Genomic DNA, 26229 nt, shown 5'->3' with positions numbered 1-26229 from the left:
TTTCGCCTCCGTTTTCCCATTCGAATTCACGAGCAGATCAGAATCATCCACTCCATCATTACTGTTCTAACACATAGAGCGGCGTGAATCAAATCGCACCGCACAGCCTCCCTGTTAGACGGTTTGTTTATTTGATTGTGCGATAAGCTCCGCGACTAGCCCGGCAGCCGCTTCAGCGGAATACGGCTTGCTCGCTTTTTTCGCCTGTCTGCGCATCGTATCCAGCCGAGCCGGCGATTTCAGCAGCATGCGCATCGTAGACAAGAGTTCGGTATCGTCTTCGATGTGTATCGCCGCGCCGCAATTACGCAAGAAGTTGGCATTATCAATCTCTTGCCCAGGGAGTGGTTTATAGATCAGCATAGGCAAACCGACAGCGAGCGCCTCGGAAGAGGTGAGTCCCCCTGATTTAGTAAGGAGTAGATCGGCTGCTGCCATCAACTCCGGTACCCGATCCGTAAAGCCCGTCACGACAATCGGGAGCTTATGCGCAAATTTCAGCCTTGTAAGCTGAAGCCTGAGTTTGTCATTATGTCCGCAAACAAAGATCATTTGCGCGTTGAGTTCTTTTCGGGCCAAGGCCAGGCATAACGCTTCCCCGATTTCCTGCCCCATCATGCCATTGCCGCCGCCCATAACCAGGACAGTTGGGCGCTCCGGTTCAAGTCCGATATCCGCTAAAATGGCTGATTTATCATAAGACCCGTTATACTCAGGACGAATGGGAATGCCCGTCACCGAAATCCGTTCCGGCTCTACCCCAACTTTGGACAAGCTATGTGCAACCTCAATGGAGCCCACGACATAATAATCCGTCTCCGGGTACAACCAGTAACTGTGGTCCGTAAAGTCCGTAATAACCGTGACCGTTGGGACTTCATAAAGCCCGTTATCTTTCATAAACGACATCGCCCCGGCAGCAAGCGGAAACGTGGATACAACAACTGAGGGCTTGACCGTTTGCAGCATCGTCAGAAATTTCCCAAGACCCAATGCCTGCATAAACTTTAAGCTGCTCGTTAACCGATTATGATGACGTGTTTTGCCATAGAAGAAACCATAGGTTTTCGGAAATGTTTGTACGCCGTTCAAATAAACATATTTGCTAATAGGATGAACCCTAGGATGTGCTTCTGCCATATAATCCATGATGTCTACTTTGATTTCAGGATGAAGCACAGCGAGTGCCCTCCGGAGCGCATGTGCTGCTTGAATATGCCCGGACCCATAATCGCCGGTCAGGATCAGAATCGGTCCTTTCTCCATCAACGTCTCCCCCTCAAGTCGTTTCGAAGGCAAATGGATGCTTTGCACCGAATGAACACACTACTCCAAATTAATTTGGCTAGTACCACCAATATACGTTATAAATAAGGTGCTGATGCGCTTTTCGAGCTATTTTTTACTTTGGTATTTTTGTAAATGCATCTTTCCTCTTCATTCGGGATCCGGCTTCCGATTTCCTTCACGACTTGTAAACGGATTCATAGATGTTAAAAGAATCGGGTTTCCCCCGGCTGAAACAGATGGAATTTCTGTCCTCTGTACTTGCCTAGCAGCGCATCCATAAAGCCGGCGATACCTTCGCTATTATTGGGATAGAGGTCGTAGTGGAGCGGGATGATAACGCCCATATGCAGTTCATCGGCTAAAGCCGCCGCTTCATAGGCATTCATATTGCCGACCACACCAAGTCGATTGCGAAAAAGATCCCGACCGTTTATCGGCAGCATGCCGATGTCGATCCGATAAGGCTGCAGCATCTCGATCAACTCTTCTTGCACCAACGTGTCCCCGGCATGATAGATCGCGAAGCCATCCCACTGCAGAATGTAGCCCAGATAACGATCCCAGCCGTCAGCGTCAACTTCTCGTTCTTCATGCCATGCAGCGATCGGGTGAATAATGAGCTCCGAATCCCCATGCAGCGGTATGCCGAATTTTAAAGCTATAAGTCGATCAGGAGCAATTCCGATATCGGCTAATAGAGGCTGGCAGGCAAGCGGCCCAGCGAATTTGCACATAGGCGAAACTTCTGCAATAACAGCAATCGTTTCCGGATCAAGATGATCCTGATGCTCGTGCGTAAGGAGGACAAGATCGATATCCTTCAGCTCAGCAGGATGAACAGGCGGTGCATAGCTGCGCGTCCAATACCCTTCCGGATAACCCGCGAGACGGTCGACAGAATCCGTTAAATAAGGATCAATGGCTACATGAAACCCGTTACGGCGAATGATGACGCCAACTTGTCCAATGTATTGGACGGAAGCTTGCGGATTTTCGGATGCGGTCGGTTGATTATGGTTCATCTTGGAAAGACCTCCTTCTCGAATTAGCGTATCAGAAAATGCACCGCCTCGGAAGCGTTTACGTCTTCAAAAGCAGTAAAAAAGTGACTGCACCGGTTTGCCGCCAGTTCAGTCACTTTGATTTGCTCAGTCAGACTCAACGAATCGTTGCAGAGCTGACATTTTATTTTCCCAGAAGCGTTCGTAATAATTGAGCCAATTCTTGAGTTCCTGCAGCGGCTGCGTTTCCAGTCGGTACCGTGTTTCGCGGCCGACTTTACGTTCTTTAACGAGCCCAGCCTCCGCTAAGATGCGAAGATGCTTCGATACCGCAGTACGTGTCATCGGAAAATGTCCCGTAATCGCCGTCACCGGCATTTCCCGATCGACCAGCAGCTTCAATACCTCGCGCCTTGTTGGATCGGCGATGGCTTGAAACACATCATGCTTCGCTGATGGAAGTGCCATATTAAGCCTCTACATACTTGCCGAGTGCTTGGTGGATTCCCACCCAGCCCCCTTTCATCCGCTCGCGGACGACATCATGAGGCATTCCGAGTTCATTGACATAATTGGCTTTCCAACCGGAGTGAATGAGCGTGCACTCGGTTTGATTGTCGCCAATGGTATGCAGTGTAATCGTGAGAACCCAATCCTTCCCCCAAGCAAAAGAAATCCGGTTCGGCTCGTCCACTTCCTTCACCAGGCATGGCTGCATCCCGAACGGACCGGCATCGATCGTGAATTCATGGCCGACGACCGCTTGCAAATTGTTTGGCATGAACCAGACGGAAAGACCTTCCGCTGTTGAAATGGCCGCCCACACCTTCTGAATCGGCGCGTTGAAAATCCCTGTCTGTACAATATCCGGCAATACGTTCTCTGTTTCCATGCCATCATTCTCCTCGTGTAAAAGATAGTTACGAATTATTTAGAAATTACTTTGTCGACGTGTCGGAACCGAAGCGCGGACCATCTGTCGGAAATGGACTTCCAAGTTCATGCAGCTTATTCGCGAAAAAAGCGAAACCAAATGGTTTCGCTTCAATTATAGAATGGTTATTGTTTTCATGTCAAATCTAGTTGTTTTTCTTGCCATGCTCGTTCTCTACATTATGGTCTTCCCAGCGTCTGGAGTAGGCTTTATTAGTAACCCATATTGTCATCCAAGTCACGATGATCGCGATAATTGCAGCTGAAATCCATACCCCTGTCGGAACACCCATTTCCAGTCTCCCCTTTACTCTGTACTATACTGCCGCTTCTTATCCAAATCATATCATCAAAGCATGCACTGCGACGCACACACAAATGAACACATTTTGACGAATTCCGAATTCTCTGCTGTTTAATACGATGTCCAAGCAGTCCGGGTTATACAGCTGCCAAATAGTCTCTTTCCCTTGCGGGGACAAGGCTTTGTGTGCATAATGAGAAAGGTCGCTTCGCGCATAATTACGGAGCAGAAAGAAGGAACCTCACTGTGAATTCATCGTCATCATCCAAAATGTCCATTTCCCCCGTGTTCCCGCTTATCGTCGGAATGCTGGCCATCTCATTTGCACCAATCTTGGTGAGGTACTCCAATGCGCCGGTTTCCGTCCAAGGTATGTACCGGATGCTCTTCACATTTATTCTGATGCTGCCGTTTGGCGTAAAGCAGCTTCCGGGCATGAAAGCCATCTCGCGAAAAGACTGGCTGCTTCTAATTGCTGCGGGCTTCTTCCTCGCCCTGCACTTTCTGCTATGGATGGCATCGCTGACCTACACCTCGATTGCCAGCTCCACTATTATTTTGGCGCTGGAGCCGGTGTTCGTCATGGTTGGCGCCTTTCTCTTCTTCAAGGATAAACCGCGTAAATTTGCGGTTATCGGCATGATCGTTGCTTTGGTCGGAGCCATCAGCATCGGTTCCGGAGATATTACACTGTCGCAGCGTGCGTTCTTCGGCGATAGCTTGTCTTTCTTCGGGGCTTTAGCCGTTGCCGTGAACATGTTGATCGCCAAACAAATACTGAAGCGTGTCTCATCGTTCCTCTACAGCTTCATCGTATTTGGCGTCACAACGGTATGCTTCGCCATTTATAATGTGGCCACAGCCACGCCGATGTCCGGATACGCAAACCGGGAGTGGATTGTGTTCCTGCTGCTTGCGATCGTCCCAACTGTATTTGGCCATATGATCTTTAACTGGCTGCTGAAATACGTGAAGCCGACTACGATTTCGATGTCCGTGCTCGCGGAGCCGGTCGGAGCCAGCTTGCTCGGCATGCTGCTCTTCCGCGAGATGGTCACAGGCTTCCAGCTCATCGGCGGCGCCTTCGTCATCGCCGGACTCATCTTATACATGCGAGCGGAGAAGCAAGCGCACGCGGTTGAGGTTAAGAACGAAGCGCTCAGCGCTTAGATGACTAAAAGGTGTCCTATCGTCATCATCGATGACAGATAGGACACCTTTTTTTGTTGATGATTGCCGAAGCACCAATTCACAGTCCCCTCCCACTAAAAACTTTAACGAACCACAGTGGTCTTATTTCGCCAATATGATGGCTCTGAAATTTCTAACGAATCGTACAGGCGTTATTTGGTGTCGAAGCAGTGTTTTCCCCATTTTTTACGCCAAATAGCGCCTCCACGATTCTTTACAATTATTTTGCAGCGTTTTCACCCTAAATAAGGCCTCTACAATTCGTTAGAGCAAATACTCGGTTACTCCCCCCATGAAATGCGCCGCCAAAGTTGTTTCGGACCAATTTGCTACTTAAGCAAAACAAAAAGCTGCCTCCCTAGTGAATAAATGCACCAGGGAGACAGCCTTGTTTTACAAATAAGACTTAATCCAAGCCGTGTTCTTCACGAATACGGTACAAGCCTTGGATAATCGGTTCAGCTGGATCGCGATTCAGCAAGTGATGCGCAATCAGCATGTGAAGCGGCAGCGCGCAGACGTTGTTGCCATCGGAGATGGACGTAAAGCCTGCTTCAAGCACCGCGCCATGCTGTTCGTTCAAGTCCAGATCCACGTGAACCTGCTCGTCCGGGAACTCTTCGCGAATAGCCTTCGCACAGTAAGGTACGATGACGTTGTCGATCAGCGCTTTCGCCTCATCCTCGGATTGTGGAGGCATTGGAAGCAATCGCTCGCCGCCGGCATCCATCAGGTCGAGGAAGAACGAAGACATCCAGAGCGCCGGATCTTCGTTGTTTTGGAACGTGTTCAGCAGCTCGCGCATGAAGAAGCCGCAGGCATACTTATGTCCGTCTTTCACTTCGATTTTGTATGTGAAGATCGGCCCATACACTTCATGGTTCAATACTTGTCCGTCAACCTGATCTTCTTCGAATTTAAAACGAAGCGCTCTTAGCGCGTTCTCGTGAAGCGCTTGAATCAAACGTTGAATTTCTTCTTCAGGAATACCTGCCGCTTGCTCTTGCGTATCGTTTGGATTAGATACATTATTCGTTGTCATTGTCAATTCACCCATCATTCATCATATAATGTTCGTTTCCTAATTGTCTACTCGTAATTTTTCCTATTGCATCCTCTAATTATGAACGAGGCTCCAATAAATAGGCTAACAGCAGTGCCGCTGTGTTCAATACAGCATCGCTATGTGTGCGCTCCATACTATGAGACGCATGAACGCCGGGTCCGATTAACGCTGCTTTGATATTGCTTCCGCCGCGCAGTGCAGCCGAAGCATCGGAGCCATAATGCGGATAAATATCAATCGCATATGGAATCTTCTCCCGCCCAGCAAGCTCAATGAGTTTCGAAGTCATGAGATAATCATACGGTCCGGATGAATCCTTCGCACAGATGGACACATCGCGCTCCGTTGTCGAGAGATCATCGCCGATCGCCCCCATATCCACGGCAATCATTTCCGTAATATCCGCAGGGATATTCGAGCTGCCATGACCTACCTCTTCATACGTCGAAATTATGATCTTAACCATACGAAGCGGTGATTTGCCTTCGCGCTTCAGCCATTCCAGCAGCCCGAATACTGCGGCGACACTTGCCTTGTCATCCAAATGGCGTGATTTTATTAATCCATTATCGAAGAATTTCGTACGCGCATCCCAGCTGATAATATCGCCTGGAGCAATGCCCAGCTTCTGAACATCATCCTTGGACTTCACAAGCTCGTCGATGCGGATTTCCATATTGGCTTCATCGCGTTTCAAATCCCGAACATCGGAGAACACATGAACGGATGGCTTCGTCGTCAGCACCGTGCCATCATACGTACGGCCATCCCGCGTATGAATCAGACAGTATTCACTCTCTACCGTATGCATCGAATAGCCGCCAATCGGAGTGAACCGGAGCGTTCCGGACGGCTTAATGGACCTTACCATTGCACCCAATGTATCGACGTGGGCTGTAATGGCGATAACCTCGTTATCTTGAGGGTCTGAACCTGGTATCGTTATAATGCCGTTGCCTTTAGGGGTCAGCTCCAGCGCATAACCCAGCTTGGCTGCTTCTTCTTGAATAATGCGCATAATCGTCATGCAAAATCCGCTAGGGCTCGGTGTTGTCAGTAGTAGCTCCAGCAGGCGGTGAATGTAAGCTCGATCGAGCTGAGGTTGAAGCGGTTCAGTCATAGCTTGCCAGACACTCCTTTCAAAAGTTAACACTTGTTCTATCATAGCCGATTCGGAGCCAAATGCCTATTGCCACATCCAGAAAATGACCAGAATGGCTGCTCCGGTCACTGCCAGAACGGTGTCGCGGCCCTTCCAATGCTCCGTTATCAACAATGTCGGCTGCCTTTCCTTACCAACGCCTCTGCTCTCGAGGGCGTCGGAAACTTGTTCACCTAGCCGGAACAAGGTCAGCATGAACGGGACGGACGTTTCTTGCAGCCGCTTGAGCGATCCCCGCGCAGAACGCTGCGTTTGTTTACCTCGCGCTGTTGCGATACGTGCGAAACGTTCCCATTCCGATAGGAGCACCGGTATAAATCGAAGCAGAAGTGTAATCGTTAATATGACCTTCGTGCACCAGAGCGGCACTTTTCCTGCTTTTGAAAGCAGCTGCTCCAAGGACCTTCGCAGCCGAAGCGGAGTTACTGCAAGCGGCAAGCCGAAGCCCAGCAGCATCGCAAGGAGCGGTCGAAGGAGGGATTGCAGCGATACGAGTGCAGCTTCAGTACGCCAGAAGCCGCCCCCTTCCTGCGGTCCGAGTCCGGCGATAAGCGCGACTGAGAACGTGAAGATAGTCAGTGCTATTATCGCGCTGCGCCAGCGTCTCAGCGGGATTTTACCGAGATAGATGGCAGCTGCAACTACCACGGCCATAGCACCTAAACCGGACCAGGTGGATTGAAAGAGGATCGCGGCAGAAATAAGAATATACGTAAGCCAAACCGATCTGGGATCGAATAATGATAATGGCGATGAATGCCTGTCAGAGTCTCGCAAAGCAAACGCTGCTCTGTTATCACGCACAGTCATCGGTTTGCTTAGGCGCAGCACCTTGACGTTCGGCTTCACGATTTGTGCTGCTTCTTGCGCCAAACGCGCAGGCTCCCAAACTTGCGTGTGCGGAACGCCAAGACAAGCTAACCGGTGGGCAACACGCAGCCATGCCGGAATCTCCATGCCCGCTTGCTCCAGCCAATGGGGATTCGCGAGCAGTTCTTCCCTGCTGCAATGCCGCACGCTCCCATTCGTGTGCATGATAATTACCGCGGTAGCGAGCTGCAACGCCCAGTCACTCTCGTGCGAAATGAGAATCACGCCTTTGCCGCCTTCTGCATGCTGTTTAAGCTGCGTGCCAAGCCGCTCATGGCCGGCGGCATCCAATCCGGCAGTCGGTTCATCCAGCAGCAGCCATGAAGCCGGAGGCGCGAATAAGCAGGCTAATGCCGTCCGCCGCCGCTCGCCGCCGCTCATGAAGTAAGGATCGCGATCCAACCACGACTCGTCCCAGCCGACTGCGGCCAACGCTTCACTCGCTCTGCGTGTACATTCTTCATCATCGAGAGGATAGGGACGCATCACATACTGCAGCTCATCTCGCACCGTCCGCGCAAACAATTGTTCTTCCGGCGATTGGCACGAATAACTATAAGCGAGCATGGCTTCTCGATTGCGCACTATTTTCTTTCGCCCTACGCGCGAGCGTCGCTCCGTCCACAACGAATTCGAGCCATACGAAACGGAGATGCCTTCGGACTTCGTAAGGCCGGCGATGGTTTCCATTAATCTGGTTTTCCCGACGCCATTGGCGCCAATGATGATCGTGATGGATCCTTGTTCCAATCGCAGTTCATGCTCTTGCATGACGGCCATCTCATTATGTACCCCTATCGGCACATGCTTCAAACCAACTATATGCAAGGTCATCATAGCACCGCCCCGATTCGAGCAAGCGCCTGATCCCATTCTTCCGGTGTTTCCGGATAGGGAGGCTGCAGCTTTCCGAGTCTTCCAAGCTCTAGCGCTAAGGTAGATAAGTAGGGTAAACGAAGTCCGCATGTCTGGCATGGCGTCGGCCCTTGCTCGACTTGTGCAGCTGATCCGTACAGGAACTCCCCGCCTTTTCCGTCAAAAACGATACTGCCATCCATTAATGCAACAACCCGCGCAGTCGATTCGATTTCTTGCAAACGCTGCGTAACCCACACAATCGCCGTGCCGCGCTGATGAAGCTTCTTAGCTAATCCATGCACGAGCACCATCGATTGCTCATCGAGCATGGAGGTCGCTTCGTCGAATACGAGAAGCGCCGTCTCGCCTGCCGATGCAGCGGCTACGGCAGCCAGCTGTCTCTGACCGCCGGACAGACGGTTCCAGGGGGTATCCCCAATTGCGGAGAGTCCTGTGAAGGTGAGTATTTCTTCCGTCTGCTGCATAATTTCATGAGGAAGCATGCCGCGCCATTCCAGCGCAAATCGAATTTCCTCACGCGGTGTCTCCGCGAATAATTGTGCATCCGGCTGCTGCATGACATAAGGCGAAGGCCGATTTCCCGCAAAACCGCGACTCCATGTCCCTTGCACGCCTTCTATTGTTAACCCTGCGAGTAATCGGGCTAGCGAGGATTTCCCGCTCCCGTTCACTCCGGCTAAATTCACCCATTCGCCAGGCGCCAATTCAAAATCAATTTGAAGTAAACGCGGGCTGCTATCCCCGTTATCGAGCAGCCGATCTATAGAGACATCCTTTAAGATCAGACGTTCAGCGTATGTAGAATGACTCATGAAAATCCCTCTTCCCAAACGGATTAACCCATGTTATGATTTCAATTGTTAACCAACTTACGATAACAAGGTTAACATTAGAGAGGAGAATTTTCAATGGAAACGACTTCAAAATCCACTTCAAACTCAAACTCATCTTCTGCTGTACTCGCTCCGATTTCAGACAGCGGACAATCCGCCGTCACCTACTGGATTCGCGGCATTGTATTTACCGCCCTGTTCGCCGCACTCTTTATCGCTTTTGGTTACGTAAGCATTCCGCTCGGTTTCACAACGGTTCCGATCACGCTTCAGACCTTCGCCATCATGTTAGCAGGCGGTCTGCTTGGAGCTCGGTTCGGCTTTTGGAGTATCGCCATCGTCGTCATCCTAACTGCATTTGGCCTTCCCCTTCTACATGGTAACGGAGGATTAGCAGTAATTACCGGCGCAACCGGCGGGTACATATGGATGTTCCCTATTTCGGCTCTACTGATCGGTTTGGCAAGCGACCGTATCTTTGCACGTTCGAGCAAACTCAATCGCAGCCAGTATGCGATGCTGTTCATAAGCTTAGTGCTCTTTAGCGTAGTCCTCGCTTATGTCGGCGGCGTACCGTGGCTTGCGTACAAGGCCAACTATTCGTTTGCCAAAGCGATGGTTAACGGCTGCTACCCGTTCCTGTTCGGCGACATGGTCAAAGCCATTGCCGCGACTTTCTTGATCGCCACGCTGCGTCCGCTTCTTCCGAAGCTACGCTAAACCCGCAAACGAATATAACTTCAGCTTCACCATCAGCCGACCTGCCGTTTCAACTTCTGTTCAATCAGAACACGAAGCTCGCGCAGCGTCGGCTTTCGTATGGTCACAACTACATTTCCTTTATCGATCACAATGCCTTTAATATGCAAGAGCTCCGGCAGCTGGGACCCGAACGGAATGACGATATCGTCAAAATACCCCTTCGGCAGCGTAATCCCGCGCAGCCTCGCTTCATCGACCTTCGCAACCAAGTTCGGATTGTTCCACTCCAGCTTGTAGTAGATCACGATCCCAACCGGCAATCGATCCCGCAGCTTCAAGTTTAAATGCGCGACAAGACGCTCCCCTTCCAGATGAAATCTAGCCCCGGTAATGAGGACGCCCGGCTGGTACTCCGGTTTTAGCCGAATTGCCGCTTTACCGATATTATCAATGTCCGCCTCTGAGAGCACAAATGACGTATTCAGCTTCCGAATCATCGACAAAGCCCGTTCCAAGAGCGGCACTTCATTAAATTGCAAATCCAGCTTCTCGGTTGGCTTCACATACATGGCAGCACCGAAACCGGCAGCGATAACGAGTACTAGCGTCACAAGTAATGGGATCCCTATTTTCTTAAACACATTTCTTCACTCCGATCTCATTCCTCCTATTATACTCCCCCTTCCGTTTGCCCTTCTACTGTCGCATTGAGCGCCACGATAAAAAAATACAAGCCGGTCTCCTGATTGGAGGACGCGGCTTGCGTTACGAACGAACATCGATATGAACCAAATCTATTGCAGCACGGCGTTGCGCCACGATCCATATGCAGTAATATCTTCCGCGCCCAGCTCTGCATAAGCTTCGCAAATAAACCCGGGCACTTCCGTGCCATCGCTCAGCTCAACCTTGCCGATGCCAAGCGGTGCTGGAATGGATGCGGTGAAGCCGCCGAAGGAAGCGACAGGCATTTCCCAGATTTCGAGCGAAACGGAGGCCCCACCCTGCTTCTGTTTAATCATACCCGGCTTCGCAGGCGTGGTTGGCAGCTTCACAAGCCGATATTTCGCCGCACTCTCCGCCTCCCGCACAAACGCAGCTCCGCAGGCAATCATCTGCTTCTCAAGCGGGAAGCCCCTCATGTGTAGACCGCAGACCGCAACCAGCGTGGTTGCCGGAGGTTCAACGGAAGCTAGCGGCACGGATGGCTGAACTGGCATTGCCGGCAGCTCGCTGCCAAAGGCGGAGATAAACCGATTTGCCGCATTGCATAGCAGTGATTCATCCTCCGCAGTTCCAAACAAGGTCACGCCAAACGGCAAATCCGTACCGGCTTCTCCGGCCTGAACCGCAACGGCGCACAGATCAAGTAAATTACAATGATTCGTATACCGACCCATATCGCTGTTCGCGCTGATCGGATTCGCTCGCACCTCATCACGTGTCCAGGTTCCGCCGCATGTCGGAAGGAATAGGATGGCGTCCTTCAACAGCCGCCTCGCTTCCAGCTTGAATGCTTGCAGCTTATGCGCAGCTTGGAAGACCGCTGCCGCGGTATAGTCCGGCGATGCGCCGGTACGAAGTACCTGCTCCGTTACGGGAAACGCGGTTCCGGGATGGCTCTCGATGAACGGACCCAGATCAGCCCATCTTTCCGCTACCCAGGGTCCGCCGTATAGGATAGCCGCAGCTTCCGCGAACAGATCAAGCCCCACATAGGCTACTGGCAGCCCCATTGCTTCGACTACGCCGACGGCCTTCGCCCAAGCTTTCGCATATTGATCCGCGAATGGTCCATAGAATGTCGGCGTCTCCGAAGGCAAACAAACGGACGATGGAAGCTTATCTCCCGTTGGATGCGCAATCGCGCGGGACCACGGGTCTGTTTGTTCCAAGCCGCGGGCAAACAAGTCGACAGCCAGCGCATCGTCAAGGTTATGCGCGAATACGGTGACGCAGTCCAGGCTCGCACATGCCGGGACAACGCCTTTCGTCGGCCAGGCGCCTAGGCTCGGCTTATAGCCGACCAAGCCGTTCAGCGCCGCCGGAACACGCCCGGAGCCGGCCGTGTCCGTGCCAAGCGCGAATACCGCTTGCCCGCGCGCCACGGACACGGCCGAACCGGAGCTGGAGCCGCCGCTAATGAGCTCGCTTCGCAGCGCATTTTGCGTTTCGCCGTAAGGGCTTCGCGTGCCGACGAGTCCGGTTGCGAACTGATCCAGGTTGGTTTTGCCGATCGGTATGGCTCCGGCATTTACGAGTCGCTGTACGACGATAGCGCTGGCGCTAGGCGTATAGCTGTATTCCGCGCAAGCGGCTGTCGTCGGTACGCCGGCCAGATCAATATTGTCTTTGACGGCGAATGGGATGCCCCATAACGGCGAGCTCTCCGGACTCAGCGAATTCAACCGCTCAAGGTAAGGCGCGATAAACGCCATGGAAGGCGGTGTAATCCATATATTCATCTCCGCGTCCGCCTCAGCTCGGCGGATCACTTCAGCTATCACATCAGCAGGCTTCAGTAGCTTAGCGGTATATTGGTCTCTGAGCCATTGTGCGGTCAGTTTAATTGGCCATTCGATCGTGCTCATATGCGCAGCGCCTCTCTTTCCCTTTCCTTCACGAGCCCTACAATCAGCTGCCCCGTATGCACTTCATCTCCAGGTTTGACGAAGATCGATGACACATACCCGTCGCATGGCGCGGTCTGAGTAAACTCCATCTTCATGCTCTCCTCGATGATCAGCGTTTCGCCTTTCTTCACCTCTTGACCCGGATTCACGAGCACCTTCCAAACACTGCCGGGCATCGTGCAGCGAACCGCGATTGTCCCTTCAGGCAGTTCATCCTCCGGCGCTTCCTTAACCGCATCATGCTCCGAAATAAATTCGGCGAGTCCAAGCGCCTTCCAGTTCTCACGCTCGGCTTGGAAAGCCGCTTGCTGCATCGATTGAAATGCATCCGTGCTCTCCTTGATCTCGTCCAGGAATGCCAGATAATCGCTTAGCTTGAACGTCGTTTCCGTAATATCCGTCTCGAAACGTCCGCGGGTGAAATCTTCGCGAAGACGCAGAAGCTGATCTGCCGTTACCGGGTAGAATTGGATTTGGTCAAAGAATCGAAGCAGCCACGGCTTGCCCGGCAGGAAGCTCTCCGTCTGACGGTTCAAATTCCACATTTGAATCGTACGGCCGACGAACTGGTAACCGCCCGGACCTTCCATCCCGTATACGCACATATAGGCGCCGCCGATGCCAACCGCATTCTCCGGTGTCCATGTACGAGCCGGATTGTATTTGGTAGTGACAAGACGATGACGCGGATCGATCGGCGTCGCAACAGGCGCGCCAAGGTAAACATCGCCAAGTCCCAGCACCAGATAATTCGCCTCATGCACGACTTTAAACACTTCATCCAGATCGCCAAGGCCATTGATGCGGCGTATAAATTCCAAGTTGCTCGGGCACCAAGGCGCGTCCGGGCGGACATTTTGTTGATAGCGCTCAATCGCCAGCTGCGTAGCAGGATCATCCCAAGAGAGCGGCAAACGAACAATTCGTGAAGGAACCTCGATCGTTTCTAGCGGCGGCAGGCTGGAATCCAATTCAAGAATACGCTCGCACGCTTCTCGCACGGTGGTCCGTTTCGGATCAATATGCACCTGAAGCGAGCGAATGCCCGGCGTCAAATCCTGCACCGGAATCGCGCCGGTTTCCCGAATAGCCTGCATGAGTGCATGCACCTGGAAACGAAGCAGCAAGTCCAGCTCCATCTCCCCGTACTCCACCAAAATATTCTCGTCCCCGCTGCAGCGAATCGTAATCGGGAACCTGCGATTCGCCGATTCTTGCTTCAATAGCGGATACTCCGGCGATAATACGGACTCTTCCAACGGTAAGCCAAGCGGTATAAGCTGATCCCATTCTCCATGCCCGATCGCTTCCAGATTGCCTTCTTGTTCCTTGCGCAGACGGTCAGCCTCATCCAGCGACAGCAGCCGGAAACGAACGCGATCGCCGGGATGCAGCTGGCCCAGCTTCCAGAATTCCGCCGACGCTGTCGTCACCGGACATACGAAGCCTCCCAAGCTTGGACCGTCAGGCCCGAGCAGAATCGGCATATCCCCCGTTAAGTCCAGCGTCCCAACCGCATAGGCATTGTCGTGGATATTGGATGGATGCAGGCCGGCTTGACCGCCATCCTCCCTTGCCCAATGAGGGGCAGGACCGATGAGTCGGACACCGGTACGCGAGCTGTTAAAATGGACTTCGAAGCTTGTTTCTGCCAGCTCCTTAAGATAAGTAGGCAGCAAATACTCGGATGTACAGTGCGGTCCCGGAATAACGCCGATGGTCCATGTGCGAGTCATTGTCGGTAAGTCCCATTCCTGCAAGTTCACAGCCGTTCCGGTCGGCAGTACTTGCTGCTCGCTGCGATTGACACCAAGCACATCCCCTGCGCGAAGCGCACGTCCGCCGTGACCACCGAAGTTGCCAAGCGTAAACGTCGCGGAACTGCCCAGCATGCGCGGCATATCGAACCCGCCGGCAACGAGCAAATAGCCCCTCATGCCTGCTTTTGCTTCGCCGTAGCTCAGTACTTGACCTTTACGGGCTAGAATCGGCTGGTACAACGGTACAGCCACTTCATCCAGCACGGCTTCCATATCGGCACCGGTCAAACAAATCCACATCTCATCGCGGAACTTATAAGCGCCGCCGCGAAGGGTCAGCTCAAGTCCGGCTGCGTCATCCGCATTGCCAAGCAGCTTATTCCCCATGCGGAACGAGAGCGGATCCATCGGACCGCAAGGCGGAACGCCGACATCCCAGTACCCCGTACGCCCCGGCCAATCCTGCACCGTCGTTTGCACTCCGCCATCTATGACTTCAAGAGCAAGCTCAGCCGGCTCGAACGTATTCAGAAGCTGTGTATACACATTGCCGCTCAAGCAATCTTCATGGCTAAGCAGCGCTTTGACATATTGCAGATTTGTCGTGACCCCGTAGAGGCGCGTCTCATCGATGGCTTGAATCAGCTTTGCGATGGCATCCATCCGGTCGTCGCCGTGAACGATGATCTTCGCCAACATCGGATCGTACAAGGTGGTGACTGTAATCCCGTCGCGTACCCAGGATTCGATACGCGCATGTTCTGTGAATTTCACTTGATCGAGCTTCCCTGCGCTCGGGCGGAATTGCTGCAGGCAATCCTCTGCATAGATACGCGCTTGAATGCTGTGGCCAACAGCCGGTTTGATCATGGATTCCAGCCCCGTCAGTTCGTTCGCGGCTTCGCGCACCATCCATTCCACGAGATCAAGGCCAAGTACTTCTTCGGTCACACCGTGTTCCACTTGCAGACGGGTATTCACTTCCAAGAAATAAAACGCGCATGATTCCGGATCGTACAAATATTCAATCGTTCCCGCACTGCGGTAGCCAACCTCTGCGGCAAGTCGCTTCGAGGAAGCAAACATCTCTTGACGCACATGCTCAGGCAAATTCGGCGCAGGGCTTTCTTCGATTACCTTCTGATTACGGCGCTGAATCGAGCAGTCGCGTTCACCCAAGGTCACGACTTCGCCGAAACCGTTTCCGAAGATTTGCACTTCTACGTGACGGGCTCTAGCGATATATTTCTCCAGAAAAATGCCGCCGTTCTTAAAGTTCGTCTCCGCCAAATAACGAACACCGTCAAATGCGGCAGCAAGCGCGCTCTCATCCGCGCAAACCCGCATTCCGATTCCGCCGCCGCCGGCTGTACTCTTCAGAATGACGGGATACCCGATCTCTTCTGCCTGCGCGAGTGCTTCGTCAAGCTCCGAGATGAGCGCTGTGCCGGGCAGCATCGGTACACCGGCGCGTTCTGCAATCTCGCGAGCGGAGTGCTTCAGACCGAACATCTCCATCTGCTCCGGAGTAGGTCCAATAAACACGATGCCACGCTCACGGCACGCACGAGCGAATGCTGCATTCTCGCTCAAGAATCCATAGCCCGGATGAATCGCCTGCGCGCCGGTATCGATTGCGGTTTGGAGAATACGGTCCACATCCAGGTAGCTTTCTTTTGCAGGACCCGTACCGATCAATACCGCTTCGTCCGCGCCATCGACATGAATACTGTCTTGATCTGCTTGTGTATAGACGGCAACGGATTGGATGCCAAGCTTGCGAAGCGTACGCTCGATTCGAACAGCGATTGCGCCGCGATTCGCGATGAGAACTTTAGTGAACATGGACATGGTGTTTCCCTCCCTGAATGACTCTTTTTCTCTCTATGGATTCCAGATCAACACCCGAATCGGAGTTGGGTTATAGGCATTGCATGGATTATTTAGTTGCGGACAATTGCTGATTAACACCATCGTCCGGCAGATCGATTCGAGCTCCACATAACAACCAGGTGCGGATACCCCATCGGCAAACCGCAGCCCGCCATCTTCTGACACGGGTACATTCATGAAGAAGTTCACGTTAGGCGCCAAGTCACGTTTCGTATAGCCGCCATCATGTTTGGCAAGCTGCAGCATGAACGTATCGCGGCAGTTGTGCATTTGGAGCTTCTCGTGCGCATATCGCACCGTATTACTTTGAGCGGAACAAGAGCCGCCTACCGTGTCATGTCTGCCGCAAGTATCGGCTACGATCTTCACCAGTTCCTTGCCGGATTCGGCCCGCAGCACGGAGCCTGTCGTTAAGTAGATGTTTCCTTGCCCTGTGATCGTCGCAACCGCACTATAGTGATCTTCCGGATTATCCGCATCGTAGAACAGCGTATCCGCCGCTTGGTTGCCTTCTAAATCCACGATTCGCAGTACTTGACCCGGCTGAAGCTCTTTCATCCAGCCATCCCCTGCCAAAACAATTTCATCTATAATCGCCGTTTCCGGTTGCAGTAAACTTTCGTGTCGGTTAAATGCAGTAGTCATCGTAGTTCCTCCTTATGAATAGTTACGTGTATCTATCTGACCATCGAATATTAACGCCCGGCGAGTAAATAGTACTCCGCCGTATTCTCGAATGCTCTTCGGTTCTCGGACCTAAAATTGCAGCAATAGTCCGTATCCAGATCGACGGCCGGTGCGGGCAATACCTCAAGCTGAACAGCGGCAGTCGGATAACGGGTGCTCGGATTCAGCGGGTTCGGCGTGTTGGATACGACAAGGAGAATATCCATCTCTGTCCGCAATGTTACGGCAGCGCCTTCCTTGCAATGTGTAGGATCGTAAGCCATGCGTCCTACGTCATCGCAGCTGACTTTCGAGAACAAGTTCACGACCGGCCCCATATCGCGAATGCCTAGACCGCTACGAACCAGCTCTACCGCAAAATTCTCATAGCCGCTGCGCAGCCACTCATTTCGAAGCTGCTGATATTGGGTCAAGCCATACTTGGCATCCGTTGAGGCGCGAGTCATGAAGCCCGTTATCGTATCATGCCAGCCAAGATCATCTTCGACGAAACTTGCCATTGCGCGGCCATTATCGCTCATCAGAATATTTCCGCGAGTCAAATGCGCGGTATATTGGGCTTTCAGCGTGTCCGGCATATTGTAGCGCTCCGTCAGGTCGTCAGCGTGAAACATCATGACCGACAAATTGGCGTTATCCTGCAAAGCTGTAAACCGAAGTAATCTCCCTCTGCTAATTCTCGCTGACCATTTATCCCCTGCCCCAAAGGTAGTGCTCCACACGCTTGTCGTCATTGAATATTCCTCCTCGAAAAGTGATCTAAATATAAAAAGCCCGAGAGATTGGTTTCTCCCAGGCTTTTATCCTTCCGTGTTATGCAGCGCGGCTGCACACCATCTCTCGGACCAGACTTACTTGAACGAAACGCTCGCGCAACGGAACCCTAGATGGTTAGTTGTTCTCAATAGCTAACATGAGAACCGATATTCAATTGTTAAAACCTGCTATTGATTCGTATTATAGGGGCGATTTCGGGAAAGTGTCAATCCTTATGTAAGGTATTATTACATTAACGTTCGTTAGGCAATGCAAACAAAGCCAAAAAAAACCTCCCCTACCTGCGTTAAACGCACTTAGGAGAGGCCGATTTGAATTCATCTTAATGACGTTTCGGAAGTGATTTTACATAACGGTCGGAAACATCCATGAGCTGCATCACATAATCATAGTCGCTCCGATAAGGAGCAAGATCCGTCACCGGTTCAAGCGTGCGGATGTTCACTGCTTTGCCATCCTCGAAGCCTTTGCCCGGCACGAACAGAATATCATTGTTGTAGAATGAGCCAGTCGGCAAATAGTATCTCGTTCCGAACACATTCCGGTCCACATTAAGCAGATCATGGCCGAAGGCCGTAAAATGTTCATCCTTCAGCGACACGCCGAGCAGATTCGCCACTGTCGGCATAATATCCAGCTGTCCCCCTACTTGATCGACGACTTTACCTTGTTGACCGGGTGCATGGATGATCAGAGGTATATTAAACCGGCTGACTTGCGGGTCGTATTTGATTCCGAGCGCTTGACTCACGAATGCAGGATCATTATCGTTTGGCTGCAGACCGAAGTGGTCCCCATACAACACCAATACGGTATTGTCCCATTGCCCCGTTGCTTTGAGCTTATCAATCAACGTGCCGATTGCATAATCCGTGTAGTTCACGCCTAGCAGATAGTTGCCCAGCTGTGTTCCTTTCAGCTTCTCCGGAAGCTCCATTTTCATCCGGTCCAACGGAACTTCGAATGGGAAGTGATTCGATACCGTAATAAACTGCCCATAAAACGGCTTGTTAGCATCGCTCACTTCCTGCAGCTTCTGGACGCCAACACGGTATAGCTCCTCATCTGAGGCTCCGAAGCTGTTGTAATGATCGTTCGTGTAATAGGGCTTGTCAAAATAATGATTAAATCCAAGGGCCGCATACAGTTTATTCCGATCCCAGAACGTCACATCATTTACATGAAACGTGTTTGTGACATAGCCGGTCTTTTGCAGCAATTTCGGTAAACTCGGGATATCCCGATCACCGTAACCGGTCGACATCGCAATTTTCGCGGTCGGGTAAATGGACGTGTTGGACATGAACTCCGCATCCGAAGTATTTCCCTGCCCGATCTGCTGGAATACGTGAGGGAAATAGAAGCTTTCATCGGCAAGTTTGTTCAGTACCGGCGTCAGTTCTTGCCCGCCTACTGAGAGATGGATCGGGAAGTTCTGAAACGCCTCCATTTGGATGACGATCAGATTCTTGCCCTTCTGCGATGCGAAATACGCCGCCGGAAGACCACTCGCCCCATCCTTATAAGGATAGCTCGCTTGAAGATCACTTGCTTCCTGCGTAATTTCATCGATATTCCCTTCAGCCGCCACACTATTGTCTTGCGCCGCTTTAATCGCCGCAGATATTTGATAGTTCAAGAAACCTTCCTGCTCAGCTTCGACAAGCTCATTGTCGATTGGCATGCCAACTTGAATAACGCGAGCCGAAAGCGCAAAACTTAGGATTAGAATTAGTGTCATTACGACACGGTAAACCGGCGTAACGAGCGGCTTGCTATAACCGCTATAGCTGCTCCTAGAGCGGCGGCCCGAGCCGCGGACAGCTGAGAATATCCAAATGGCTAAGCCAATCACCAAATCGGCAAAAAATAAGTAATGACTAAATTGAATTGTCGATTCTACGCTGGAACCGATCTTCGTCACCTGATGCAGCTCATACAGCGCCGTATAGGTCGGAACGTTCCCAAAATGCTCAAAATACACAGCAGATGAGAATAACGCGAACGAATAGATGAGATTCACCGCACCGTAAACGGTCGTTCGAAGCTTATTCGGCGTTGCCAGTTCGACTACGCTGAGTATCACCAGGATGGCGCCGATGTCTGCAACGATCCGCGTCAAGTCAATTTCTTGGAACAAGAAATAGCGCAGCAGCAGCATTTTGGCAAGGAATAGAGCAACAGCCATATAGAATAACGGAAGCCTCGCGTTCTTCTCCCGATTCAGAGAAAGAAGCGTCCTCCGCTGATGGATTGGAAAATGATTCATAACGACTTTCTGTACCTTCTTTCTTATAAACTGAACCGTTGCCTGAAGCCGCACTTCCGGCAAAGCTCTTCGACGACTTCTCTGCGCGAGAATCCGTCATACAACCGGTTCGCACGATCGCCTTCAATAATCTCCGAGAATGATGTCTGGTGAATGTTGCCTAAATTGATGACGCCTTCGCCGTCTAAGCAGCAAGGTACAACGGTACCGTCAACCAGAATTCCGGCTTGATTGCGAAGCGCATGGCAGAAGCCTTTGCCCTCGTCTTCTTTCTCCTTCAGATCCGGCCATTTGAATTCCACCTCGTGGTTCAAATACACGCGATCCGCGATCTTAATCCCATTCCCGCGCGTAAACTTCTCTTGAATGCGGAAATCCAGCTCAAACGCGTCTTCAATTTGCTCTAAAATCTCGTGGTTGCGGTTGACCTCCACGTTTACCTCGTTGTCTTCAGCCAAATTCCACAGCCGAAGCGAAACCAACATGTCCGAAGTCGCCACAGCTTCTTTCACGAACGAAAGCACGCTGCCGACGTAACCTTCTTTATCCACTGAGCCTTCATGCCCGTCAAAGCTGTGCAGCGAGAAGTTCATTTGGCGAAGCGCCGGTTTGCCCATAATCTTGTGCTTGGCTTTGTGGAGCAGCGTTCCGTTCGTCGTAATATTCACCTTGAAGCCGCGCTCATGGCTGATGTCGAGCAGCTGATCAATTTTCGGATGCAGCAGCGGCTCGCCTTTAAGATGGAAGTAGATATAGTCCGTATGCGGTTTGATTTCATCTAATATTTTCGTGAAGTCTTCGACCTTAATGAAATTCGCCTGACGTTTCGTTTGCGGACAGAACGAACAGGCCAGATTGCAGACACTCGTAATTTCGATATAAAATTTCTTGAACTTTTTCATCCCGATTAGGCCCCGTTCATACGATCAATATAGGTTGCGGTGCAAGAACATACCCTCCATTATAAATCGCCAATGCAAAAGCTGTCCACTTAAGGACACTGGAAACGGCAGTTTCGGCGTTGACACATCGTTAAGCGCATCTTATAATTGCTATTCATGCGATTGAGAAATGTTATCAAAGGAGCGCGCGCCAATGATGATGAACAAGCTCGTCATCGATTTCTCCCTATTCGATTCTTACTACATACGCGTGTCGCCCACAGGCACTGCTCATCCTTCCTTCGAGATGCCGGCGACCGATTTTCTGCGCGCAGATTCGGTGCACAAGGCAATCGGGGTAGCAGGTTTAACGGTACGCGCTACCGGCTCAGAGCTGCCTGCTTCATTTATGGGCGGCTCCTTATTTCATCTATGCGCGGCAAGGCTTCTCTTGTTGTCACGCTATAACGCGATTCTGGCAATGTCGCTCGATAAGCTCACGTTTCAAATCGAGGATTGCGGGACTTATAATTTGTACGGTTTCAAGCTGAACGAGCTCAGCTATACGGAAATACCTGAAGACGCAGACCGTGGACAGTACGTGCGGGATGCGCTTGAGGCGGATTTTCGAGATGTCATTGGTCCAGCGCTGAACGCCCTCGCTTCTGCCGGGAACTTGAAACCGGCGGTTATTTGGACGCAATTCGGCAGCATGCTGGCTAACATGATAACCAGTTTCGAGGCAAAAGAAACCTCTGAAGAAGTTCGGAAGCGATTCACCCATGCTTCCAAGGTGCTCATGGAGCAGCTTGACCCCGGCTTGTTCGGCAGCAAACGCAATCCTTTCCTGCATACGCCAAGATACGTCGACAGCCCCTACCAGATCGGCGGCAAAATCATGATTCGTTCCGGCTGCTGCATGTACTACTGCCGCGAAGACGGCGACATGTGCTACAACTGCCCAAAACTCACAGCACCGCAGCGCGAAGAGCGCTATGCTCGCATCATCGGCGGAAAATAGGCTGAACGGGTTAGGATCCCGTTCAGCTTTTTTTGAATCCTCTCGCACCATTCCACCTAGCTGCTTACCTCCGCGGCGGAGGCTGAGAGTCAGGAAAACCGACTCTCACGGCCAAATCCACACCGAATTGACGCTGAGAGTCGGGAAAACCGATTCTCAGCACAATCAACAAGCCAACAAACTACTAACCCCTTTCCTTGGGAAACACGCAGCTCCAGCTATACACACATTCAAGCTCGTATGCCTTTGCCTTATACCCGCTTCCACAGATCATTCCTGCATCATTTCACCTTACAAGCGGCATGGTTTCGACGATTGAGCCACTTCGAGAGCGGTATATCCGCTTAAGGGCACCTATTCGACCACGTTTTGCTGCCGTAAGCGGCATATCCGCTATCAGCCCCCAGAAATGGCAAAGCCAGCCGGTTCATTTCACTTTAGGCGACGAGATCCCGCCGCCGCGCAAACACCGCCGACTAGGGTCAGGCTGTCGAGGTCTACTTAGCGGCCGCTAAAGTCACCATCAACAACAAAAAAGGCAACCTCTCGGCTGCCTTCAATCATCCTTCATCACTCACTCGTCAGCATGGCGTGCATTTCGTCCTTCGTCCGCTCCTGCTTGAGCACATGCTCCGCGGATATGTCGGACTTGTTCTCGTTGCGGAACCAATTGCCATCCAGATAGTAGCCGTTGACTCTGGCCATCGAATAGAACGCGCACAGCTGATTGGCGATTCGGATGGCATGTTCTTTGGTTTGGGCCGTATATAACGTATTACCGAAACTGAGTGGATTGTTATTGGATTGTATGTTGACATTAAATGGCCCTTCATCACCTTCTACCTGCTTCACCAAAATTTGGTTGTTGTAGCAATTGAGCAGATAATGAACTGTCATGTCATACACCGCCTTAATCACTTTGTTTCGGCCCGCTATTTGCTGGCCGTACAAACTATTACACACGTCTGCTCATTCCTAAGCAGTTCACCTTATTCTATTCTTCGGCTTCCGAGAAATGCGCTTTACAAAAAGTATCAATAAGCTGCTCTTCCTCATCCTCCAGCTCAGCATCCACGTACCGATCGTTCATGCGCTCATACAGCTCATACTTCACGATGCTTGAGGTTTCGCCGTCCACTTTATAAATGACGCGGATATAGACGCCATTCTCGACGAACAATTCATCATCCTCCGGCAAGTCCACATCCAGTCTAAACTCGTACCGATCGCCGGTTAGAATGCCGAACGGGTCTTTAATTTTATCAACCGAAAATTCTGTAATCGAAATCATTGCCTCATCCCTTCAAATTCCTCAAGTTATGCCTCATGTGTTAGTATATCGTCCGCCTTCAAGCCGAAGCAAACGCTCTTTCGCATCCATCCCGCCGCGAAACCCGGTTAACGCGCCATTCTTCCCGATAACCCGGTGACAAGGCACGACGATAAGCACCGGATTCGCGCCAATCGCAGTTCCAACAGCCCGAACGGCGCTTGCTTTTCCAATCCGCTCCGCGATATCGGAGTAAGAGCAGGTTTGCCCATGCGGGATTTGCTCCAAAGCTTGCCAGACCAGCTGCTGAAAAGCCGTCCCTTTCACACGCAAAGGCAGTTGAAAGCTTGTCAGCTCCCCCTTCAAATAAGCGCGAAGCTGCTTCCTATATCCCTCTAATCGCACATCATCTCTTACCAACATGCATCCCGGATAATGCTTCGCACACCATTCAGCGACTTCATCCAATGAATCGCCGGGCGAACTGACATAACTAAGCCCTTCTTCCGTCGCAACAAGAATGAACCGCCACGAGGCATCATCTAGTTCAGTCCAATACAGATTGTTCATTTTCCCCATCCTCCCCTAATCCTTATTACTATGCGTCATACGATAAGCCGACGGCGAGCTGCCCGTCTCCTTCTGAAATACGGTCGCGAAATGCGCCGCATTCGGGTAACCCACTCTTTCGCCAATATCACTAATCGATAACCCAGATCCGGACAGCAGCTCTTTTGCCGCCTCCATACGTACCCGTTGCAAATACGAAGCAGGGGACACGCCCTTGATTCGCTTAAACGTTCGCTGTATATGATAAGGACTGACATGCGCCAGCTCTGCTAATTTGGACAAAGTAAGCGGCTCTTCGTAACGTTCGGCAATCACTGCAGCAATCGACTCTACCCATTCTTCCTCCGGAAGTCGCCTTCCCTCGGGCTTGCATCGTTTACAAGGGCGATAATCATTAGCAAGCGCAGCTTCCGCATTCAAGAAAATGTGAACATGCTTCGGATTCGGCGTTCTCGATTTGCAGGAGGGCCTGCAGAAAATCCCGGTCGAACTCACGCCATAATAGAACTGGCCATCGTACGAAGCATCACAGCTTGCAATAGCCAGCCACATATCGCTTGTCATCATTGGCATGCAGCTTCACCTCCATGAGAAGAAGTATAACCTCTTTACCGGGTTGATGTAAGCTTTACCGTATGAGAACGCAAGATTACGAAAGCGGACAAGCCCCAAAGTATGATACAACTGATTATGTACTTCAACTAACGCAGCAGTCACATCCAATTGATTTTGAAAGGAGGCCTCCGAACGAGAGATGCACGCCATTACAATCCATCCACCTGCTCCGTTCAGCAGTGCCCATATCATTGATTATTTGCAACGATCCAGTAACGAATGCTTATTCCATGTCGAAAATAACGCTGTACTGCGGCTCATTCCCACTGCGAGCAATCCCGTACTCATACGAATCACGCCTGAACAGAACGATTCACTAAGCATTGAGTTCCCCGCTTTGAACGAGGAACCTTCTCAGGAGCTTCGCGAGACTGCCGCCCGCTATGTGTGGGAATGGTTCGATTGCGATCGCGATTTGCTGCCATTCTACGAATTGGCTGAGCAAGATGATCTCCTCAGAGATACCGTCAAGCAGTTCCACGGACTGCGCGTAGTCGGTATCGATGACTTATTTGAGGCGCTCAGCTGGGGCATTATGGGTCAGCAAATTAATTTAACCTTTGCCTATACGCTCAAGAGACCTTTCGTGGAGCGCTTCGGCTCTTCCCAGGAATGGAATGGCCGATGTTACTTTACCTTCCCTAAACCTGAAACGATTGCAGCCCTCCAGGTCTCCGACCTGACGGAAATGCAGTTCACAACCCGCAAGGCCGAGTACTTAATCGGAACGGCTGCCGAAATCGTCGAAGGCCGTTTATCCAAAGAACAGCTCATGTCACTACATGACTGGACAGCCATCGAGAAAGCACTAACCCGTATTCGCGGAATCGGACCATGGACGGCTAATTATGTACTGATGCGCTGTTTGCGTATGCCCGGAGCTTTTCCGATCGAGGATGCGGGGCTTCACAATGCGCTGAAACACCTCATGGTACGGCCAGATAAGCCATCCATCGCAGAGATCAAACAGCTCTCCTCTACCTGGGGCGACTGGAAAGCCTATGCGACCTTCTACCTCTGGAGGACTCTTTATTAGCACCTACTTCACCCTACCGTTCCTCCGCGCCACCTCTCGTTCCCCGAACATATAAAAAAGCCGCCAATAGGCGGCTAAAAGTCAAATTCATTTTTCTTCTTTCGCGGTTGAGATTTGATCTTATTCTGTACTTTGGGCAAATGCCTCATACTGCGATGCATCGGTCCTTTACAGATCGGACAAGCCTGTTCACCAGCCTCGGCAAATTCCTCACGAACCCACGCTTTACAATCCGCGTTCTTACATTTCCAAATCTTCGTTGCGATTAACTGCGGTTTTTCCTCTTCATTCATAGACAATTTAAAAGCATCCTTTCTCTTGCTGCCTGAACGAAGCTAGTTCGCACGCCATTAAATTTTCAATTGACGATCAGGTAGTTTATGTTATATTATCTAACAAAACAACGTAACTAAATATGCCATACGTTTTCTAGGGTTCCGTAGCAGCCTTTCCGGCATGCTGGTCTGGACCGAGAGAGAACGCACAGCCGTTGCTGTGTTCACGGAGGGATAAAAGCCCGGGAGGATCTCATAATGGGATACCTTCCGCGCTTTTTTTATTTTCAAGCCATCTCTTTTGAAATGGG

At 51.4% G+C, this 26229-nt stretch carries 25 protein-coding genes and 2 riboswitches; of the genes, 4 read left to right on the top strand and 21 right to left on the bottom strand.

Annotated elements, in window-relative coordinates; genetic code table 11:
• Window positions 1–114 precede the first annotated feature (114 nt).
• From AC6ESO_RS03685 to AC6ESO_RS03665, 5 genes are all read right to left on the bottom strand, one after another.
• Window positions 115–1266 (bottom strand): MGDG synthase family glycosyltransferase, encoded by a 1152-nt coding sequence (locus tag AC6ESO_RS03685; protein ID WP_497090188.1) that lies wholly within the window; start codon window positions 1264–1266, stop codon window positions 115–117.
• 227 nt (window positions 1267–1493) lie between these two features.
• A complete protein-coding gene (locus AC6ESO_RS03680; protein WP_497090187.1) occupies window positions 1494–2312 on the bottom strand; it encodes an MBL fold metallo-hydrolase in 819 nt (272 codons plus the stop codon).
• Between the two features lie 126 nt (window positions 2313–2438).
• Window positions 2439–2759, bottom strand: a complete 321-nt coding sequence (locus AC6ESO_RS03675; protein ID WP_475780698.1) for an ArsR/SmtB family transcription factor — start codon at window positions 2757–2759, stop codon at window positions 2439–2441.
• A gap of 1 nt (window position 2760) precedes the next feature.
• A complete protein-coding gene (locus tag AC6ESO_RS03670; RefSeq protein ID WP_497090186.1) occupies window positions 2761–3183 on the bottom strand; it encodes an SRPBCC family protein in 423 nt (140 codons plus the stop codon).
• A 187-nt stretch (window positions 3184–3370) separates the two neighbouring features.
• Window positions 3371–3517, bottom strand: a complete 147-nt coding sequence (locus AC6ESO_RS03665; protein WP_497090185.1) for a hypothetical protein — start codon at window positions 3515–3517, stop codon at window positions 3371–3373.
• 257 nt (window positions 3518–3774) lie between these two features.
• Between AC6ESO_RS03665 and AC6ESO_RS03660 the strand changes: the two genes are divergently transcribed.
• Entirely contained in the window at window positions 3775–4698 is a 924-nt protein-coding gene (locus AC6ESO_RS03660; protein WP_497090184.1) for a DMT family transporter, read from the top strand.
• Between the two features lie 427 nt (window positions 4699–5125).
• Here the strand turns inward: AC6ESO_RS03660 and AC6ESO_RS03655 are convergent, their stop codons facing one another.
• From AC6ESO_RS03655 to AC6ESO_RS03640, 4 genes are all read right to left on the bottom strand, one after another.
• Entirely contained in the window at window positions 5126–5761 is a 636-nt protein-coding gene (locus AC6ESO_RS03655; protein ID WP_494817406.1) for a hypothetical protein, read from the bottom strand.
• A 79-nt stretch (window positions 5762–5840) separates the two neighbouring features.
• The gene (locus AC6ESO_RS03650) at window positions 5841–6905 is read right to left on the bottom strand and encodes a M42 family metallopeptidase (RefSeq protein ID WP_497090183.1); all 1065 of its coding nucleotides are present in this window, start codon (window positions 6903–6905) and stop codon (window positions 5841–5843) included.
• 66 nt (window positions 6906–6971) lie between these two features.
• Window positions 6972–8654, bottom strand: coding sequence for an ATP-binding cassette domain-containing protein (locus tag AC6ESO_RS03645; protein ID WP_497090182.1), 1683 nt, complete (start codon window positions 8652–8654; stop codon window positions 6972–6974).
• Complete coding sequence (locus tag AC6ESO_RS03640; protein WP_497090181.1) at window positions 8651–9508, bottom strand: ATP-binding cassette domain-containing protein; 858 nt, start codon at window positions 9506–9508, stop codon at window positions 8651–8653. The genes AC6ESO_RS03645 and AC6ESO_RS03640 overlap by 4 nt, the downstream gene beginning before the upstream one ends.
• Window positions 9509–9604: 96 nt before the next feature.
• Here AC6ESO_RS03640 and AC6ESO_RS03635 point away from each other — a divergent pair, with 96 nt between their 5' ends.
• Window positions 9605–10249, top strand: a complete 645-nt coding sequence (locus AC6ESO_RS03635) for a biotin transporter BioY (protein WP_497090180.1) — start codon at window positions 9605–9607, stop codon at window positions 10247–10249.
• Window positions 10250–10281: 32 nt separating this feature from the next.
• Here AC6ESO_RS03635 and AC6ESO_RS03630 read toward each other — a convergent pair whose 3' ends face one another.
• From AC6ESO_RS03630 to AC6ESO_RS03600, 7 genes are all read right to left on the bottom strand, one after another.
• Window positions 10282–10872, bottom strand: a complete 591-nt coding sequence (locus AC6ESO_RS03630; RefSeq protein WP_497090179.1) for a hypothetical protein — start codon at window positions 10870–10872, stop codon at window positions 10282–10284.
• A gap of 153 nt (window positions 10873–11025) precedes the next feature.
• Window positions 11026–12822 carry an allophanate hydrolase gene (atzF, locus tag AC6ESO_RS03625; RefSeq protein ID WP_497090178.1) on the bottom strand — a complete coding sequence of 599 codons (1797 nt, stop codon included), beginning with the start codon at window positions 12820–12822 and terminating at the stop codon, window positions 11026–11028.
• Window positions 12819–16469 carry an urea carboxylase gene (gene uca / locus AC6ESO_RS03620; RefSeq protein WP_497090484.1) on the bottom strand — a complete coding sequence of 1217 codons (3651 nt, stop codon included), beginning with the start codon at window positions 16467–16469 and terminating at the stop codon, window positions 12819–12821. The genes atzF and uca overlap by 4 nt, the downstream gene beginning before the upstream one ends.
• Before the next feature lie 39 nt (window positions 16470–16508).
• Complete coding sequence (locus AC6ESO_RS03615; protein ID WP_494817399.1) at window positions 16509–17162, bottom strand: urea amidolyase associated protein UAAP2; 654 nt, start codon at window positions 17160–17162, stop codon at window positions 16509–16511.
• Between the two features lie 50 nt (window positions 17163–17212).
• Window positions 17213–17938 (bottom strand): urea amidolyase associated protein UAAP1, encoded by a 726-nt coding sequence (locus AC6ESO_RS03610; RefSeq protein ID WP_497090177.1) that lies wholly within the window; start codon window positions 17936–17938, stop codon window positions 17213–17215.
• A gap of 53 nt (window positions 17939–17991) precedes the next feature.
• Window positions 17992–18102, bottom strand: a riboswitch (guanidine-I (ykkC/yxkD leader).
• Window positions 18103–18303: 201 nt separating this feature from the next.
• A complete protein-coding gene (locus tag AC6ESO_RS03605; RefSeq protein WP_497090176.1) occupies window positions 18304–20250 on the bottom strand; it encodes an LTA synthase family protein in 1947 nt (648 codons plus the stop codon).
• 23 nt (window positions 20251–20273) lie between these two features.
• Window positions 20274–21152 (bottom strand): radical SAM/SPASM domain-containing protein, encoded by an 879-nt coding sequence (locus tag AC6ESO_RS03600; RefSeq protein WP_497090175.1) that lies wholly within the window; start codon window positions 21150–21152, stop codon window positions 20274–20276.
• Window positions 21153–21345: 193 nt separating this feature from the next.
• Here AC6ESO_RS03600 and AC6ESO_RS03595 point away from each other — a divergent pair, with 193 nt between their 5' ends.
• Entirely contained in the window at window positions 21346–22152 is an 807-nt protein-coding gene (locus AC6ESO_RS03595; RefSeq protein WP_497090174.1) for a hypothetical protein, read from the top strand.
• 570 nt (window positions 22153–22722) lie between these two features.
• Here the strand turns inward: AC6ESO_RS03595 and AC6ESO_RS03590 are convergent.
• The 4 genes from AC6ESO_RS03590 to AC6ESO_RS03575 all read right to left on the bottom strand — a co-directional run bounded on the left by AC6ESO_RS03590 (window position 22723) and on the right by AC6ESO_RS03575 (window position 24565).
• On the bottom strand, window positions 22723–23049 hold the full coding sequence (locus tag AC6ESO_RS03590) for a hypothetical protein (protein ID WP_497090173.1): 327 nt from the start codon (window positions 23047–23049) through the stop codon (window positions 22723–22725).
• A gap of 97 nt (window positions 23050–23146) precedes the next feature.
• Window positions 23147–23443, bottom strand: coding sequence for a DUF6509 family protein (locus tag AC6ESO_RS03585; protein ID WP_497090172.1), 297 nt, complete (start codon window positions 23441–23443; stop codon window positions 23147–23149).
• Window positions 23444–23476: 33 nt separating this feature from the next.
• Window positions 23477–23992 carry a methylated-DNA--[protein]-cysteine S-methyltransferase gene (locus AC6ESO_RS03580; protein WP_497090171.1) on the bottom strand — a complete coding sequence of 172 codons (516 nt, stop codon included), beginning with the start codon at window positions 23990–23992 and terminating at the stop codon, window positions 23477–23479.
• A 15-nt stretch (window positions 23993–24007) separates the two neighbouring features.
• On the bottom strand, window positions 24008–24565 hold the full coding sequence (locus AC6ESO_RS03575) for a bifunctional transcriptional activator/DNA repair enzyme AdaA (RefSeq protein ID WP_497090170.1): 558 nt from the start codon (window positions 24563–24565) through the stop codon (window positions 24008–24010).
• 181 nt (window positions 24566–24746) lie between these two features.
• Between AC6ESO_RS03575 and AC6ESO_RS03570 the strand changes: the two genes are divergently transcribed.
• Window positions 24747–25643 (top strand): DNA-3-methyladenine glycosylase family protein, encoded by an 897-nt coding sequence (locus AC6ESO_RS03570; RefSeq protein ID WP_497090169.1) that lies wholly within the window; start codon window positions 24747–24749, stop codon window positions 25641–25643.
• A 74-nt stretch (window positions 25644–25717) separates the two neighbouring features.
• Here the strand turns inward: AC6ESO_RS03570 and AC6ESO_RS03565 are convergent, their stop codons facing one another.
• Window positions 25718–25936, bottom strand: a complete 219-nt coding sequence (locus tag AC6ESO_RS03565) for a cold-inducible protein YdjO-related protein (protein WP_497090483.1) — start codon at window positions 25934–25936, stop codon at window positions 25718–25720.
• 125 nt (window positions 25937–26061) lie between these two features.
• Window positions 26062–26169: riboswitch (guanidine-I (ykkC/yxkD leader) on the top strand.
• Window positions 26170–26229 lie beyond the last annotated feature (60 nt).

This window comes from Paenibacillus rhizoryzae (assembly GCF_059686995.1).
The sequence above is the reverse complement of the archived record's forward strand: the minus strand, read 5'-3'. Positions and strand labels throughout refer to the sequence as shown.

Bases quoted from the DNA above. Each gene is read 5' to 3' on its own strand.
- AC6ESO_RS03685 (WP_497090188.1), bottom strand. From the start codon at position 1,266: ATGGAGAAAGGACCGATTCTGATCCTGACCGGCGATTATGGGTCCGGG.
- AC6ESO_RS03680 (WP_497090187.1), bottom strand. From the start codon at position 2,312: ATGAACCATAATCAACCGACCGCATCCGAAAATCCGCAAGCTTCCGTC.
- AC6ESO_RS03675 (WP_475780698.1), bottom strand. From the start codon at position 2,759: ATGGCACTTCCATCAGCGAAGCATGATGTGTTTCAAGCCATCGCCGAT.
- AC6ESO_RS03670 (WP_497090186.1), bottom strand. From the start codon at position 3,183: ATGGAAACAGAGAACGTATTGCCGGATATTGTACAGACAGGGATTTTC.
- AC6ESO_RS03665 (WP_497090185.1), bottom strand. From the start codon at position 3,517: ATGGGTGTTCCGACAGGGGTATGGATTTCAGCTGCAATTATCGCGATC.
- AC6ESO_RS03655 (WP_494817406.1), bottom strand. From the start codon at position 5,761: ATGACAACGAATAATGTATCTAATCCAAACGATACGCAAGAGCAAGCG.
- AC6ESO_RS03650 (WP_497090183.1), bottom strand. From the start codon at position 6,905: ATGACTGAACCGCTTCAACCTCAGCTCGATCGAGCTTACATTCACCGC.
- AC6ESO_RS03645 (WP_497090182.1), bottom strand. From the start codon at position 8,654: ATGATGACCTTGCATATAGTTGGTTTGAAGCATGTGCCGATAGGGGTA.
- AC6ESO_RS03640 (WP_497090181.1), bottom strand. From the start codon at position 9,508: ATGAGTCATTCTACATACGCTGAACGTCTGATCTTAAAGGATGTCTCT.
- AC6ESO_RS03635 (WP_497090180.1), top strand. From the start codon at position 9,605: ATGGAAACGACTTCAAAATCCACTTCAAACTCAAACTCATCTTCTGCT.
- atzF (WP_497090178.1), bottom strand. From the start codon at position 12,822: ATGAGCACGATCGAATGGCCAATTAAACTGACCGCACAATGGCTCAGA.
- uca (WP_497090484.1), bottom strand. From the start codon at position 16,469: ATGTTCACTAAAGTTCTCATCGCGAATCGCGGCGCAATCGCTGTTCGA.
- AC6ESO_RS03615 (WP_494817399.1), bottom strand. From the start codon at position 17,162: ATGACTACTGCATTTAACCGACACGAAAGTTTACTGCAACCGGAAACG.
- AC6ESO_RS03610 (WP_497090177.1), bottom strand. From the start codon at position 17,938: ATGACGACAAGCGTGTGGAGCACTACCTTTGGGGCAGGGGATAAATGG.
- AC6ESO_RS03605 (WP_497090176.1), bottom strand. From the start codon at position 20,250: ATGAATCATTTTCCAATCCATCAGCGGAGGACGCTTCTTTCTCTGAAT.
- AC6ESO_RS03600 (WP_497090175.1), bottom strand. From the start codon at position 21,152: ATGAAAAAGTTCAAGAAATTTTATATCGAAATTACGAGTGTCTGCAAT.
- AC6ESO_RS03595 (WP_497090174.1), top strand. From the start codon at position 21,346: ATGATGATGAACAAGCTCGTCATCGATTTCTCCCTATTCGATTCTTAC.
- AC6ESO_RS03590 (WP_497090173.1), bottom strand. From the start codon at position 23,049: ATGACAGTTCATTATCTGCTCAATTGCTACAACAACCAAATTTTGGTG.
- AC6ESO_RS03585 (WP_497090172.1), bottom strand. From the start codon at position 23,443: ATGATTTCGATTACAGAATTTTCGGTTGATAAAATTAAAGACCCGTTC.
- AC6ESO_RS03580 (WP_497090171.1), bottom strand. From the start codon at position 23,992: ATGAACAATCTGTATTGGACTGAACTAGATGATGCCTCGTGGCGGTTC.
- AC6ESO_RS03575 (WP_497090170.1), bottom strand. From the start codon at position 24,565: ATGCCAATGATGACAAGCGATATGTGGCTGGCTATTGCAAGCTGTGAT.
- AC6ESO_RS03570 (WP_497090169.1), top strand. From the start codon at position 24,747: ATGCACGCCATTACAATCCATCCACCTGCTCCGTTCAGCAGTGCCCAT.
- AC6ESO_RS03565 (WP_497090483.1), bottom strand. From the start codon at position 25,936: ATGAATGAAGAGGAAAAACCGCAGTTAATCGCAACGAAGATTTGGAAA.